General features: G+C 60.2%; 13 protein-coding genes. 1 reads left to right on the top strand and 12 read right to left on the bottom strand.

All coding sequences use genetic code 11. From position 1 onward, the window contains the following. Positions 1 to 555 precede the first annotated feature (555 nt). On the top strand, positions 556 to 921 hold the full coding sequence (locus LDN75_RS12110) for a hypothetical protein (RefSeq protein WP_223932550.1): 366 nt from the start codon (positions 556 to 558) through the stop codon (positions 919 to 921). Between the two features lie 20 nt (positions 922 to 941). Here the strand turns inward: LDN75_RS12110 and LDN75_RS12105 are convergent, their stop codons facing one another. From LDN75_RS12105 to LDN75_RS12050, 12 genes are all read right to left on the bottom strand, one after another. Next, positions 942 to 1,544 (bottom strand): recombinase family protein, encoded by a 603-nt coding sequence (locus LDN75_RS12105; protein ID WP_223932549.1) that lies wholly within the window; start codon positions 1,542 to 1,544, stop codon positions 942 to 944. Between the two features lie 90 nt (positions 1,545 to 1,634). Beyond that, positions 1,635 to 2,300: a TetR/AcrR family transcriptional regulator gene (locus tag LDN75_RS12100; protein ID WP_223932548.1), complete on the bottom strand. Its 666-nt coding sequence runs from the start codon at positions 2,298 to 2,300 to the stop codon at positions 1,635 to 1,637. Positions 2,301 to 2,348: 48 nt separating this feature from the next. Continuing rightward, positions 2,349 to 3,011 carry a carboxyltransferase domain-containing protein gene (locus LDN75_RS12095; protein WP_223932547.1) on the bottom strand — a complete coding sequence of 221 codons (663 nt, stop codon included), beginning with the start codon at positions 3,009 to 3,011 and terminating at the stop codon, positions 2,349 to 2,351. A 34-nt stretch (positions 3,012 to 3,045) separates the two neighbouring features. Continuing rightward, positions 3,046 to 3,243 carry a hypothetical protein gene (locus LDN75_RS12090; RefSeq protein WP_223932546.1) on the bottom strand — a complete coding sequence of 66 codons (198 nt, stop codon included), beginning with the start codon at positions 3,241 to 3,243 and terminating at the stop codon, positions 3,046 to 3,048. Positions 3,244 to 3,419: 176 nt separating this feature from the next. Continuing rightward, on the bottom strand, positions 3,420 to 6,359 hold the full coding sequence (locus tag LDN75_RS12085; RefSeq protein ID WP_223932545.1) for an FAD-binding and (Fe-S)-binding domain-containing protein: 2,940 nt from the start codon (positions 6,357 to 6,359) through the stop codon (positions 3,420 to 3,422). A 125-nt stretch (positions 6,360 to 6,484) separates the two neighbouring features. Next, positions 6,485 to 7,456 (bottom strand): sugar ABC transporter substrate-binding protein, encoded by a 972-nt coding sequence (locus tag LDN75_RS12080; RefSeq protein WP_223932544.1) that lies wholly within the window; start codon positions 7,454 to 7,456, stop codon positions 6,485 to 6,487. Positions 7,457 to 7,548: 92 nt separating this feature from the next. Beyond that, a complete protein-coding gene (locus tag LDN75_RS12075) occupies positions 7,549 to 8,547 on the bottom strand; it encodes an ABC transporter permease (RefSeq protein WP_223932543.1) in 999 nt (332 codons plus the stop codon). Next, positions 8,544 to 9,428 carry an ATP-binding cassette domain-containing protein gene (locus LDN75_RS12070; RefSeq protein WP_223932542.1) on the bottom strand — a complete coding sequence of 295 codons (885 nt, stop codon included), beginning with the start codon at positions 9,426 to 9,428 and terminating at the stop codon, positions 8,544 to 8,546. The genes LDN75_RS12075 and LDN75_RS12070 overlap by 4 nt, the downstream gene beginning before the upstream one ends. Before the next feature lie 310 nt (positions 9,429 to 9,738). After that, complete coding sequence (gene iolG, locus LDN75_RS12065) at positions 9,739 to 10,746, bottom strand: inositol 2-dehydrogenase (protein WP_223932541.1); 1,008 nt, start codon at positions 10,744 to 10,746, stop codon at positions 9,739 to 9,741. 42 nt (positions 10,747 to 10,788) lie between these two features. After that, positions 10,789 to 12,252, bottom strand: a complete 1,464-nt coding sequence (locus LDN75_RS12060) for an APC family permease (RefSeq protein ID WP_223932540.1) — start codon at positions 12,250 to 12,252, stop codon at positions 10,789 to 10,791. A gap of 144 nt (positions 12,253 to 12,396) precedes the next feature. Further along, the gene (locus LDN75_RS12055) at positions 12,397 to 13,380 is read right to left on the bottom strand and encodes a D-2-hydroxyacid dehydrogenase (RefSeq protein ID WP_223932539.1); all 984 of its coding nucleotides are present in this window, start codon (positions 13,378 to 13,380) and stop codon (positions 12,397 to 12,399) included. A gap of 71 nt (positions 13,381 to 13,451) precedes the next feature. Beyond that, complete coding sequence (locus LDN75_RS12050; protein ID WP_223932538.1) at positions 13,452 to 15,212, bottom strand: IlvD/Edd family dehydratase; 1,761 nt, start codon at positions 15,210 to 15,212, stop codon at positions 13,452 to 13,454. Between the last annotated feature and the right edge of the window lie 2 nt (positions 15,213 to 15,214).

The raw sequence follows: 15,214 nt of genomic DNA, 5'->3' as shown, positions 1-15,214 counted from the left end.
TCGTACTTCTCGGCGGTCCGCCGGGCGTGGGTTCCACACTCCTTTTCGCGCAGCTGCGTCACGACGGCGCTTCGCCATCTCGGGTGATCCGGACCCGCGCCATCGTTTCCTTTGCCTGGGTTGTCGGCCCGCCCCTCGCAACTGCGTGCACCGGTCTTTTCGGAAGCTCCTCTGCGCTGTTGCTACTCGCCGGTATCGGCCTGGTCAACATCGCGACCACAGTACTGCTCCTGCGCAGCCGAAGCTGCCGCTTGATTGAACCAAAGCCGCTGACTTCGCGTCCATCGATTCTCGCGCAGTTGCGCGGCTGGGGGCGCTGGGGCGTTGTCATCGCCTTCCTCACGCTCCAAGTGACCAACATAGCCACTGTGACGGTGGTGACTCTGTTCGTCACCCGCGAGCTGCAGGCACCACCACTCTGGGCCGGTATCGTCCTCGGGACGGCCGCGCTCTTCGAGATCCCCTCGCTCCTCCTAATCGGCTGGCTCCACACGCGCTTGTCAGCACGAGCCCTGATTCTCATCTCCTGCTTTGTTGGCGCTCTACTACTTATTAGTGGCCGTCATCCAGGCTCCGTGGCAGCTCGTCGCGCTGCAGCCGCTGAACGCCTGGTTCTTCGCGACTGTCGCAGGTGTCGGACTGACGGATTTTCAAGACATTTTCCCGAGTCCAGGTTTGGCGTCCGGCCTTTTCACCAACACACGTCGCGTTGGCGCCGTGCTTTCGGGCCTGCTCATCACGGCTTCAGCCAGCTTTCCCGACGCCTACAGAGCCGTTTACGGAGCAGCAGCGATCCTCGTGGTTCTAGTCCTCGTCGGCTACTCGGCGACCTTCTTCATCTCGTCGCATGACCGCATAGAGCGTCGAGGCGCACTAGCATCTCCACAGTCAAAGGCTGGAACGGATTCGCGCACGCCGTGAGACGCCTCGTCGTTTCTATGTCACGGGCTCCTTGCTCTTTGGAGTTCGCGGTACACAGTCGTACGTGACGCCCGGAACAGTTCGACCTGGGTATGCTCACCGGCGTCATGCAGCGTCGGAAGGTGCCGCTGGGTCTTGGATAATTTTGGCGGCTTGCCTTGCAGCCGCCCCTTGGCTTTTGCGACCGCCATGCCCTCGCGGGTGCGCATCCAGATCAGATCCGCCTCAAATTCGACCACCATTCCCAGGGCGTTGAAAAGCAGCCGGCCAATCGGATCAGTTGGATCGTGGGTGCTTCCACCAAGACTTAGCACAACGCGTTTGGCTGTTACGCAGCTCCTCAGGGAACCCATGAAGAAACTCACAATGGCAGAAACACCCGCCGAACTCGCCGCCCTCAACGTCTTCATCCGCGAACGCAGCCTGGCCACAACATGAGCGGTGGAGAACTCACCGCCGTTCAAATCCGCGCACTTCTCCACGAACTCGGCAGGCGCCTGCGGGCCCAAGGCGTCCATAGCGACATCAAACTCGTCGGCGCCGCAGCGCTCATCCTGCAAGGAATCGGCAACCGGCCCACCGCCGTCATCGACGCCAGCTACGCCGACAGACAAACCGGACAACGCATCTCCTAGGTATTGGCGCAGCCAGAACTGGATCAACCGCCGTTGGCAAGCAGGAAGTCCCAAGGGCAGAACACCCAAGCCTATCGATCAAGCCAGGGCGTGGTTCCCGCTTCCAACTTCCAGAATGGAGCGGCTCAATGCCACCGCGTGGTCCATGAGGATTTCAAGTTCCGCGTCACCGCCGCTCCAGGCAGCCCAGCGTCCCGCGCCGTCGAGGAGCGTAAAGATCAGATGGGCACTCTGCCTGGTGAGCCGGAATCCCATCTCTTCAGCCGCAGCGGCATACATGCCCTCATGCAGCCTCAGCCAGGACGCCGCTTCATCCCGTAAGTCATCACTGAGGAATCTGGCCACCCTGTCCGTTGCAATCAGGAGGCGCCAGAGATCCGCCTCCGGGCGCTGCAACTGTTGGGCAAGATGGAAACGGACGAGCGCGGCCCAGTACTCCTCCGGTGTCGTGGCTGCTTCAGTTGCAGCAAGCAGGTCGTGGGCGAATCTGTGGGTAAACCAACTAAGCGACTCAGCAACAATCTCATCTTTTCCACGCGGGAAGCTCGAGTAGAGACTGGGCGCTTTAAGGTCCAGTTCGTGGCTCAACGTCCGCATGGTCACCGAACTGAAGCCTTTGGCAGTAGCCAAGCGGAGGAAGGCCGCAAGGATCCGCTGCCGGGCAGGGGTTTGCGCCGACCAATCTCGACTGGACAGGAACTCCTCAACGGCAGCGTTTGCTTGGGCGCGCGGCGACTGATTCATTTCGTCCTCACAGCATTGGTCGATTACCATCAGTGTAACTAACGATCGTTAGGTAGTCGGCCACTCCCCCGAACGCAACCACACCGAGTCGCCCAACCCGATCTCCGGGAGTCTTGACAACAAGGCTTCACTGACCCTGCCCACCACAAGTTCATCCGTGTAGCCGGTGCAGCTTGTCACGGTCACCCCGAGCGGCGAAAGCGTGAGAGAACCCTGCGGGGCCACCCTGCCGGCTTTGCCGACGTGTGCGTTTTGGTGCCAGTCCGCGGCCCAAGGAACCTCGATCAGGGCGGAGGCACCCGGCGCGGCGAACATCCTGACGGTGTGCTTTGTCCGGCATACCCTCCGAACCAGGGTCCGCTCCGGAGTGTTCAACAGCACGCAAGCCATGGACAGATCCGGACCGGCGGATCCTCCGAATGTCACGGGCAGAACGAGGGAGGAAGGGGAATAGTCCCCCATTGCGTAACTAAGCTTGGAAAGGGCAGCCATAAGTATGGGCCGCAGGTCGTCCAATTCCAGCGCCCGAGCGTCGTAGTCGACAATGACGCCGTCTTTCAGTCGTCGGAATCGTGTAATTCCCAGCAGTTCAAAGGACTGCAGGGCGTCCACGAACGCTGCTACGCTGAGCCCCCCACATTCAGGCTGCGGCAGTTCCACCAGCAGCTTTCCGGACTCGGTGGCGTGGACCGCGGGTCCGGGATTAGCCAACTCTTCCTCCTGCGTTGAGACGGGAAATTGGGAGCTAGGTGCCCGGTATTGGCCACGGCGACGCATCGCTGATGTCGCGGCCTTCCGCCATATCTTGGAGGAGTCTGTGAATGAGCTTTCCGGAGCGCTTCGGCTGCAGGTCGGTGCGCTCACCAAGATCTGACTCATTGAAGTGTGCTGACGCCCGCAACCATTCGACGTGCCGTCCTTGCGCGAGCTTCCTGTTCATCATCGAGATCAACCCTTGTTACTGGTAGGACTTTTGGGGTCACTACCAGCATCGGACGGTGGCGATGGGACCGATCGTGTCACTTTGAGACACTGCTTCGGTGGACGGTCCCGCGTAGTGCTGCCCGGCGAGGCGCAGCCCAGCCGCCACAAGAATCAGGAAGATCCCGACGTACTCCACTAGTCCACCCAGCGGGCGCTATATGGATCCATCGCCACAGCCAGGTGCTGACTCGGACGCCCCGGGTCTATCTGTGAGACCTGCATGGCACAGCTGAATCCGTCGGTGAGGACCAGAGCGCCGGCCTCGCCCTTTACAAGAGCAGGAATGACGGAGTGCTCGGCAACTTTCATGGACATGTCGAAGTGCTCGGCTTCAAAACCGAAGTTGCCGGCTACGCCACAGCATGAGGACGATTCCACGAGGTTAGGAACTCCCCAGGCTTTGAGTACGCGTCTCTGGGCGGCTGAGCCGAACACGGCGTGCTCATGGCAGTGGGTTTGCAACACGGCTGTCTCAGGCGGCGGCGCCTTCGGCTTCCAACCACGCTGGATGGCTTCATCCACGGCCACGGAGAACGAGCGCACCCTTGCGGCGACCCTCGCAGCAGCGGCACCGCCTACGAGTTTCGGTCCTTCATCCCGGATGGTCGCCGCGCAACTGGGTTCGAGGACGATGATGTCCCGCTCCGTGCCGTCGTCGAGCTTGCTGATCAACCCGGACAGCCGCCGTCGTGCCCCATCACGTTGCCCTGTGGAGATCCAGGTCAGGCCGCAGCAAGCGTCCGGCGTACATCCCACGGAGCTGCCGGAGTCGCGGAGCACCCGAGCCGCCGCCGGGACAACCTCGGGCCGGAATGCGCGCGTAAAACTGTCGATGAACAGAAGGACATCTGCGTTGTCCGCGAATCCGGCTTCCCGCACCCGTCTGCGGATCCTGCCGTTCGCCGCAAAAGCCGGGAGCCGCCGTCGGGCACTGATGCCCAACCATTCCCCCACAAGCCTTAAGGGACGGAAAGCCGTGCCCACATTGGCCAGAGGTGCCACGCGCGTCATCAACGGAAGCCACCGAGGCAGCCAGCCAATCGAGTAATGCGTAAACGGTCGGATCCTCCCGCGATAGTACTCGTCTACCAGTTCCGATTTGGCCTCGGCGATGTCCACACCTGTTGGACAGTCGGTGGAACAGGCCTTGCACGACAGGCATAGATCCAACGCTTCCCGGACTTCGGGGCTTGACCATCCGTCCTTGCTGCTGCCCTTGGTCCGCGTCAGTTCCTGCAGCACCCGGGCCCTGCCACGGGTGGAATCCTTTTCATCTTTCGTGGCCCGGTAGCTGGGGCACATGAAGCCGCCGGTGGTGGACCGGCACCTGCCTACGCCGATGCAGGCATGGGTATTCCCGACGAACGGACTCGCCACCGGGAGCAGCTCACGCTCCCCGGAGGAAGGCACGACGGCGCCCCCCGGGTCTGCGGTCAACTCACCGTGAGTGGGGCCTGGTTTGGCGACGCCTTCCAAGGCCAGCGAGGAAGCGAAGGGAGCGGGGTGGACGATGATCCCGGGGTTGAGAATTCCTGCCGGATCCCAGAGATGCTTGAAGGCCCCGAAAATGCCTAGCATCTCCTGGGAGTACATCACCTCAAGCAACTCGCTGCGCGCCCGACCATCACCGTGCTCCCCGGACAACGAGCCACCATGGGCCACCACTAACTGGGCTGCTTCACGGGTAAAGTCACTGAATGTCCGGCGTCCGGACTCGCTGCGTAAATCGTAATCCAATCGCATGTGGACGCAGCCCGCACCAAAGTGGCCGTACATCAGGGCCGAGTAGCCGTAATTTTTCACCAGTGGGAGCAGGTCTGACAGATAGTCTGCAAGCCGCTCCGGAGCGACGGCAGAATCCTCCCACCCCGGCCACGTTTGCACCCCGTCAATCCGCCGCGAGGACAGCCCTGCGCCGTCTTCACGCACCCGCCACAGCTTTGCCCGCTCCGCGGGGTCAGTGACGATCAAAAAGTCAACCACACGGCCGTCAACATGGAGCTTGTCCACCAAATCCTCACAGGAAGCAGCCGCCTGCTGAAGGGTGTCACCAGAAAACTCGACCAGGAGGAAGGCCTTGCCATACGGCAAGAACTCAACACTGGCCGCTCCCCGCCGGTGCCGCATGATGTCCACGATGGATACGTCAAGGCCCTCGATGGCGCTCGGTTTTGCGGACAAAATGGTCATGACATCGCGGGCGGAATCAATGGTGTCCCGGTAGCCAAGGCACAAGAGCGCGGTGGCGCGGGGCTTGCGCACCAAACCTACCTTGGCCCTTACAACAACGGCGCACGTACCTTCACTGCCAGCCAGCGCGCTAGCCACGTCGAAGCCGTGCTCCGGCAGCAGGTGGCCCAAATGATACCCGGAGACCTGCCGGGGAATGTTCTGCAACTCGACGCGGAGTGACGCCAGATTTTGCGCAGCCAGCGCCTTCATGCCCTTCAACAGCTCCTGAGCCCGGGCAACTGACTGACTATCCGATTCATCGACAGCGCGAAGGAAATCGCGCCCCGCTCTCAGATGTGCGCCGTCAGCGGTGACCAGCTCCACTTCCTGCACATGATGGGTCATGCGGCCATATGCCACCGAGTGATTTCCGCAGGCGTCATTGCCGATGGAACCGCCAATTGTGGCACGCGTTAGGGACGAAGGGTCCGGGGCAAACGTCAACGTCCCTGTGGTTTCGTTCTCAACCTGCGCGCGCAGCTCACCAAGGACGACCCCCGCGTCCGCCCATACCGTCGCCTGGTCGGCGTCGAGGGTTCCTACCGATTTCATCCACCGGGAGAGATCGATCACCAAACCAGCGCCGATGGCGTTGCCCGCCATCGACGTGCCCCCGCCGCGTGCGGTCGTCGGCACCCCCAAGGCCGAACATACCCGCAAAACTGTGCGTACATCGTCGACGTTCTTTGGGAAGGCGACGGCGGCAGGCCGTACCCGGTAATTCGATGCATCATAGGAGTACTCAGAGCGTCTACGCGGGGAGTCGTCCACCTCTATCCCGTGATGCTCCAACCTGGCGAGTAACTGCCTCAGTGTCGTGTCGCCGTCGTCGCCATGGGGCATGGTCGCATTCTCCGTTCGTCGTGCTCCGCAGGAAGTGTAGGCAGGTGTGGTGGGGCGTGGATTGTGCCAAAACAGAACGGGCACAGCGGATGAATCCGCTGTGCCCGTTGAGTTGATGGAACTTCTTACTTCAAGAACTCAGAAAGGTTGTCCTTGGTGATGAGCGTGAACGGCAGCGTGTAGCGGTTCTCCACATTCCCGCCCTTGAGGAAGTCAGTGACAACCTCAACTGCTTTGACGCCTTGTCCAGCAGAGTCCTGGCGGACTGTCGCCGACATCGTCCCAGCCTTGATGTCCTGAAGGGCGGGATCGGTACCATCGACGCCGACTACCGACTTGAACTCGGCAGTGCGGCCCGCGTCAGCAATAGCAGAGGCTGCACCAATGGCCATTTCGTCGTTGTTGGCCACCACGGCATCGATCTGGCCCGCGCCAAACCGCTGAAGAGTGTCCTCCATGTTGCGCTTGGCATCGTCACGGCTGCCCTTGGCCTGGAACTCAGCCACGACCTTGAAGTTCTTGTTGATCTTGCTGTCGAAGCCACTCTTTCGGCGATCCGTCCAGGAGGCTCCGTAGATGCCAGCGGCGAACACGATGTTTCCGCCTTGGGGAAGCATCTTGTTCAAGTACTCAGCCTGCATTTCGCCGGCCACGGTGTCGTCCACACCGATGTAGCTCTTGTAGGCGACGTCAGCGCCCTCCGCAAATTCAGTGGACAGGATGAACAGCGGAATGTTGGCGGCGATGACCCGTTTTGCCGCGTTCTGGCTGGCATCGCCATCCAGTGGCTGCATGATGACTGCGTCAACCTGGCGCGTGAGCAGGTCCTCAACCTGGTTGAGTTCGCTGCCAACGTCCTTCTTGGAGTCGGTGATGTTGAGCTTGACGCCCTTTTCGTCAGCCGTCTTCTTCATTGCGTCCGTCATGTGGGCCAGGTCCGGGTCCTGGAGGTCAAGGACCACAACGCCAATGTTGTAGGTCTTGCCTGCCGCCTCGGAACTGCCTGCCGTGCTGCTGCCCCCACAGCCGGTGAGGGTGAGAGCGCCTGCAGCCAGCATTGCGGTGGCCACAGCGAGCTTCTTTCGAATATCCATCATCGTTCCTTTCAGTGGTTCTGATTGCTTAAGGAGATTGTTTTCTTTATAGAAAGCAGCCCGTTGATTTCGGACAGCTCCGGTGAAGGCGGTGGTTAGTCCGACTTCCAGCGGTTCAACAGCACGGCCAGCACCAGGATGATGCCTTGGACTCCCTGCTGGTAGTAGGACGAAACCCCCATCAGGTTCATGCCATTCATCACGACACCCAGCAGGAGGACACCAACGACTGTTCCGCGAATGGTGCCGACGCCACCGAACAGACTTGTGCCTCCAATCACGACGGCGGCAATCACCTGCAGCTCGTAACCGGTGCCGGCCACCGGGGCCGCCCCATCGAGACGGGCAGTCAAGACGAGGCCGCCCAGAGCGGCAGTGACACCGCCGATGAGGTAGACAGTGAAGAGCACCCGACTGGTCGAGATGCCGACTTTCTTTGCGGACTCTTCATTGCCCCCCACTGCATAGACGTGGGAACCGAACTTGGTCCTGCTGAGCACGAACTCGCAGAAGACAGCGACGACTAAGAAGATGATGACCGGAACCGGGACGGGACCAATGAAGCCCGAACCGAGCCATTCTGCGGGGCCACTCAGTCCGGAGACAACCTGTCCATCCGTCATGACCAGCGCTGCCGTGCGGGCTATGGCCATCGTTGCCAACGTGGCCAGGAAGGGAAGGATGGCTCCCCAGACCACCATTGCCGCACTCAGGAAGCCCACCAGCAAACCAACGCCGAGGCCGGCGATCAGAGGCAGCCAGAAAGCGCCTCCACTGGCAGGAGCAAGTATTGCGAAGGTCATCCCGGCAAGACCCACTACGGATCCTACCGAGAGGTCGATGCCGGCGGTGATCATGATGAATGTCATTCCAAGGGCGATCAGTCCGATGATGGACGACTGCCGAACGACGTTCACGATATTGTTCAGTGTCAGGAAGTTTGGTGCCGCGGCCGCCAGGAAAACGAGGATCACCACGAAAAGGATGATGATCCCATAGTCACCGATGAAGCGCTTGACTTTGGTTGCCGTGAGTCCTTCCTTAAGGTCTGCCGGGCCCAGCTTTGTCTTGAGGTTTTCCATTGTGAGGCTCACGAGTCGCTCCCATTCGTAGTGCCGCGGGCAGCCATTGCATCAACGACATCCATCGATGACGTGCTTCCGATTTTGCGGCGGTCTTCGGGGATGCCGGCGCCGTCATCGACGTAGTCGTCCAATGTGCCGTGGGAAATCAGGTGTGCAACCTGCGCCTCGGATACCTCTCCAACCCGGAAGCGGCCCACTACCTGTCCTTGGCGCATGACAGCGAAGCGGTCGGCGACCGCGAACGCTTCATCCAAGCGGTGCGTAATGATAATCACTGCGATACCCAGGTCTTTGAGCCGCTGCGTTACTTCGATGAGCTTGTCCACCTTGGCTACCGACAGGTTGGCCGTGGGCTCATCCATGATGATGAGACGTGCATCAAAAGCAAGCGCCCGGCCAATGGCGACGGCTTGGCGCTGCCCTCCGGACAACCGCTTTACCTTGAGCCTCGGGTTGATGGGGATGTCCAAACGTTCAAGCACGCGCTTGGTCTCGATCTCCATCTTCTTGCGGTCGATGATCCGGAGGAATGGGCCGAGGATGTTCTTTTGCGGTTCCCGTCCGAGGAAGATGTTGGTACGAACATCCAAGTTGTCAGCCAGGGCAAAGTCTTGGTAGACCATCTCTACCCCTTGGTCACGGGAGGCTGACGGGGTGGGGAACTCCGTCGTTTTTCCGTCCAGCTCGATGGAACCACGATCGGGTTGGTAAACGCCCGTAAGTACCTTCATGAGCGTGGATTTGCCGGCGGCGTTATCGCCAAGCAGTGCAAAAGTTTCGCCAGGTTGGACATCGATGCTGACGCCGCGCAATGCGGACACCGCCCCGAATGTCTTGTGTATGTCTCTGAGGGCAACCAGTGGAGGGGTCGCCGGTGGTGCGTCGGTCATCTCATCCTCGTTCGATAGGGCCATGTGAATGATCCGGTGAAACACGTTGAGCGGCGGCCAATCTAACTGCATTGTTTGACCTGCTGATTAAGGGGCAATTCCGGGGAAGCCCCAAAACCTCGTGACCTTCGCCACACTGTTTCACTTACTTGAACTTTGACGGATTCGGATCCGGGGCATGTGTGCCACTTTGGAACACGGGCATGAATCGTTTCAAACCAGGTTAGTATTAAATCCGAATGACCTGCTCTGGGCCGCAGATGTCGTTGCGAAACATCCGCGGCCCAGGCAGGCGGCTTTATGGGCCCTGCTAGCCCAGGTCCACTGCTATCGCAGCGCCGGTCCGGGCAGATTTCTCAGCTGCGTCCGCCAGGATCAGGGCGGCACGGCCGTCGTCGAATCCTGGACTTCTCGAAGGGAGGCCACGGACCGCGCGGAGGAATTCTGCTACTTCCAGACGGTAGGCCTCGGCATACCGTTCGAGGAAGAAATTCTGGTACGGCCCCACCGATTCGACAGACCTGGCCCCCCAGTGCCTGACCATGTTGTCGTTCTTGTTGCCTACATGGAGCAATCCGGTTGAACCGAACGCCTCGATGCGCTGGTCGTAGCCAAACGCCGAGTGACGCGAATTCAAGATCGTCACAAGTTCATCTTTGGAACCCCGCAGTGTGACCACAGTTGAATCGAAGTCATCAGCGTGGCGGATGCTGTCGCTGAATACGTTTGCACCGTTGGCCGAAACCTCAACAATTTGGGGGATAAAGTACCTCGCCATATCAAGGTCGTGGATGGTCATGTCGCGGAAGATTCCGCCGGATTGAGGGAGATAGGCTGCCGGCGGCTCCCCCGGGTCCCGACTGGTGATCACCAGTTGCTCCAACGCTCCGATTTCGCCGGCAGCCACGCGTCGTTTCAGCTCCACGAAGTGCCTGTCAAAGCGTTTGTTGAAACCCAAGGCTACCGGCACTCCTGAAGCTGCGACCTTGCCCCGAAGGGCGTCCACACGAGCTATGTCCAGATCGATCGGTTTCTCGCAAAGCACTGGCACGTTCGCGTCAATGGCCTTTTCCACGAGGTCCAGATGAGTTGCCGTAGGCGAAGCCACAATGACGGCGTCAATTTCCCCCGAGGCGAAAACTTCGTCAGGATCCTCGCTCACGCGGCCGCCGAATTCGGCGGCGGTTTGTTTTGCACCTTCTATAAAGGGATCACATACCCAGGACAGTGTTGCCTCGTCCAAAGTAGCCAAACTCATGGCGTGTACCTGGCCTATTCTCCCGGTTCCGAACAGGCCAACCCTGATCTGTTGCGTCATTGCAGGTCTCCACATGGTTGAAGTTGAAGTGAGGTCGAGTTTCTAGTCGATCTTTTGCCGGCCCAGGCGTGCATAGACATGTGGACGCTTGGAACGCAAGAAGTATGCGTAAACAATCCCGCCGAAGAACAAGGCAAAGGTGAAGGTCATGAAGATGGCGGTCATGACTGCCGAACCGCCGATGAGTTCCGGGTAATTGGTGATTGCCAGATAGGTGATCAGGCCAAGGAAGATAACGCTGACGATCGGCGCAACAATGGTCTTCCACACAGATTCCGGGGCAAAACTGCGGCGGCGGACAAAATACACCAACACAGCGAAGCTGGTGATGAACATCAGGAGCAGGACCGCAAAGGTGCCGCTTCCGCTGGCGATCGGGTAGAGGGCCTCCGGCGCAACTCCAATAACAGTGAAGACCACAGTGGCCGCCGCCCACAGGAGGCCAACTGCCAGCGCGGAAACGTAGGGCGACTTGTGGCGGGGGTGGACCCGTCCGAGCACTGAGGGCAACGCCCCGTCGGCGGCCAGCGAAAAGCTGTATCTGGCGGCGATGTTCTGGATCGAGAGCATTGAAGCCAAGATCGACGTGATCAGGAGGACAACCGCTATATCTGCAAAGATCTTGCCGACCAGTACCGTGGCGCCGTCATTGAAGAGGTTCACCGTGTTTGCTGCAGCTTCACCTTGGACTTTGTCCGGACCGATGAAGGCCGTGTAGGCCCAGGCCGCCACGGCGTAGAAGAGCCCGATTCCAACTACCGCAATGTAGGTGGCCCGCGGAATGGTGCGGTCCGGATTCTTGACTTCGTCCCTGTAGATGACCGTAGCTTCGAACCCGAAGAAGTTTCCGACAGCGAATAGCAGTGCCAGCCCCAGACCGGCATCCGTGATCCACGGCATGGAGAAGCCGATGCCCTGAACGACCTCCCCGGACCCTGTAGCGAATGCGGCGATGTCGAAGACAACTACTACGGTCGACTCCAGCAGCATGACTACCGTGAGTACTTTTGCCGAGAGATCAATGCGGTTATAGGCAAGGAGTGTGGTGACGGCTATGATCCCTAACCCATACCAATACCAGGGGATCTCGGGACCGTTCAGCGTATTCACCACGAAACCTTGGAGTGTCAGCGCGAATAGGGAGGGAGCAAAGAACCCAATAAAGACATAGCCGAAGAGGGCCAACAGCGCGCCTCCGAGGCCTGCAGGCTTACCCAGGCCCGCTGTGACAAATGAGTAGAATCCACCGGGCGCTTCAACACTGCGGCTCATTTTCACGAAGCCAACAGAGAAAATCAGCAGCATGAGAGTCACCAGAACGTAGATGCCCGGTGCCGTGTGGCCGCTGAAAAGAAGCATCACAGGCAAGGTGCCCGCAACGGTGGTCAGCGGAGAGGAGAAGGCGAGAACGTTCATCACGAGCTCACCCACGCCCATATTGCCGCTGAGCTTGTGTTCCTGGGTTTGGGTCGGCGTTGTCGTCGTACCTTTTGTTGTGCTTGACATGTAATCCTCGTCACGAAATTTTGAGTGCTGAATCACACTATCGACGAGGATCGTGGGAGCACTGTACCAGCTTGGGACACGGGATCCCATGGGGTGTTGCGGCGTTATTGCGTGTGACCGGAATACCCCATGGGCCGACCTTGATTAGGGCGTTTCGACCACCAGCGAAGGAGTAGCCGGACCAAGCTTCTTCAGGTCCACCACATCCTTCAGCGGCTCGTGCGCCTTCCACCGCCTGAGATTCCGCGCGAAGCAGTCCACCACTCTTCCCCGCCAGCCGATGAGGTCACCGGAGGCATGGGGAGAGACCAGGATGTTCTGTCGGCTCCACAGCGGATTCCCGGCATCCAATGGCTCATGCTCGAACACATCCAGCGCCGCCGCGCCCAGGTGCCCGGAGTCAAGGGCATCGAGGAGGTCGTGCTCGAGCACCACCGCCCCGCGTCCGACGTTGACCAGACGCGCCCCGGGCCTCATAGTGCGGAACCGCGACGAGTTGAAGAGCCCACGAGTTTCCTCCGTGAGGGGCAGTGTCAGCACGACGTCATCGGCTTGGCCAAGGAGCCGGTCAAGCTCATCAAAGCCTGAAATGAAACCCAGTTGCGCATCATTCCTGGCAGACCTGCCCACGACGTTAACGTCCATTCCCGCAGCGCGCAGGAGAAGGACGGTTTCGCGGCCAACTGGCCCGGGCCCCACAACCAGGACTTTGCGACCCAGCAGCGGCTCGGTCTCTCGATGCTGCCAGGTACGGGCCTGCTGCAGCTCTATGGTGCGGCGCAGGTCCTTGGTAAACATCAGCAGGACACCCAGGACCCACTCGGCTATCGGCCGCTCACACACACCGCGCGAGTTGCTCACAACGATGTCGCTGTTGATGATCTCGCCGGTCATCAGGCTGTCAACGCCGATGCTTGACGTATGTATCCATCGCAACTCCCCCGGCCCCACCTCCCGCAGGAGCTTGGTTCTAAAGTCGTTCAGGAACAGGATTTCCGCTCCAGACTGCGCGGCCCGGAATTCGTCTGCGGTACGCACCACCACGACATTCGCCTCGGCTTCCAACCGTTCAACAGGAGGGAGCGGCCGACCCTCCTGGACAATCGCTATCACTTTTGGTCGTGACACAACTTCCTCTTTCCGGGGCGATCCCACAGGAGCATCCCCCGCTTGTTCTCTTGTTTGGTGATTGCTGCGGTTTACCAACCGCCCTGCCAACCGCTCATCAGGCCGTACGGCAAGCGCTGTGGCTCCTCGTCCGGCAGGCCCTTCAAGAAGTCGAAGTCGCAGCCCTCATCGGCTTGGTTCACGTGATCGATGAAGAGTCGTCCATAGCCGCGCCGGTATTTCGGTTCCGGAAGCTTGAGATCCGCCAGCCGGCTCTCGATCTCTTCGGCAGGGATGTCCAAATCCAGCCGCTGGTTCTCAACATCCAGCACAATAGGGTCACCATCCCGAACAATCGCCAGCGGTCCACCAACTGCGGCCTCTGGCGAAACATGCAGCACTGTGGTGCCAAATGCGGTACCGCTCATTCGAGCGTCCGAAATGCGGACGATGTCACGGATCCCGCGCCGCAGGAGCCTTTCGGGAATGGGGAGCATGCCCCATTCGGGCATGCCGGGGGCTCCCACAGGGCCACTATTACGCAGGACCAGCACAGAGTCTTCCGTGATGTCCAAATCAGGGTCGTCGATTCGACGTCCAAGATCGTAGATGTCCTCGAACACCACTGCTGAGCCCTTGTGCTGCAGCAGGTCCTTGGACGCCGCACTTCGCTTGATGACCGCACCGTTGGGAGCCAGGGAGCCGCGGACGACGGCGATGCCTCCGGAGGCATCAAAGGGGGCCGCGAGAGTGCCGACCACGACGCCATCAGGTTCGGGGGCCGAACTGTAGCCATTCTCGAGGGACTCCCCCGTGACTGTGATGGCGTCCTTATTCAGCAGTGGTGCCAGTTCCTTGAGTACGGTGGAGATGCCGCCGACCTGGAACAGCTGCTGCACCAAGTACTCGCCCGATGGACGGACGTTGACTATGCGAGGGGTACGTTGCGAGATCTCGTGGAAGCGATCCAATGGCAGCTCGTATCCGACGCGCCTCGCCAGTGCCAGAAGATGCACCACGGCGTTGGTGGAACCACCTACAGCCATCAGGAGGGTAATGGCGTTATCGAACGCCTCTTTCGTCAAAATTTCGCTGGGCTTTGGCCCCTGTGACATGGCCATTTCCACTGCCCGGCGGCCTGTGGCTTCGGCCGCTTGGGCGCGGCGCGCATCCACTGCAGGGATTGACGCAGTACCCGGCAGGCACATGCCGAGCGCTTCAACGAGGGACGTCATGGTAGAGGCCGTGCCCATCTCGCTGCAGTGTCCGGCAGAGGGCTTCGCGGCTGACTCAAGCTCGTCGAAGTCCGCCTCCGTGATCTTCCCTGCACGCAGCTCATCTGCATACTTCCACGTGTCCGTGCCCACACCGAGCTGCTTACCCCGAAAGTGTGCAGGCTCTTGGGGCCCACCGGTGAGCATGATGGTTGGAACATCCGCACTGGCAGCACCCATAAGCTGGGCCGGAACGGTCTTGTCGCAGCCACCCAGGAGCACGATAGCGTCCAACGGGTAGGCGCGGATGGACTCTTCAACGTCCATGGCCATGAGGTTTCGGAACTGCATGGCCGAGGGCTTCATCAGACTCTCGCCCAAGGAAATGGTGGGGAACTCCAGCGGCAGACCGCCGGCCATCAGGACACCGCGCTTAACGGCATCTGCCAGCAGCTTGAAGTGGATATTGCAGTTGACCAGCTCCGACCACGAGTTAGCGATGCCGATGACCGGCTTGTCCTTGAGGGCGAAGCGCGAGAAGCCCTCAGCCTGAATCGCTGTCCGGTGAACGAACCCCGTGAGGTCGTGAGGTGCAAACCAGCGCGCACTGCGGAGGTCCTTGTAGTTCGACTCTTCCATGT

The sequence above is a fragment of the Arthrobacter sp. StoSoilB5 genome (genome assembly GCF_019977235.1).
Taxonomy (GTDB): Bacteria; Actinomycetota; Actinomycetes; order Actinomycetales; family Micrococcaceae; genus Arthrobacter.
This window is presented reverse-complemented; position numbering and strand designations above follow the sequence as displayed.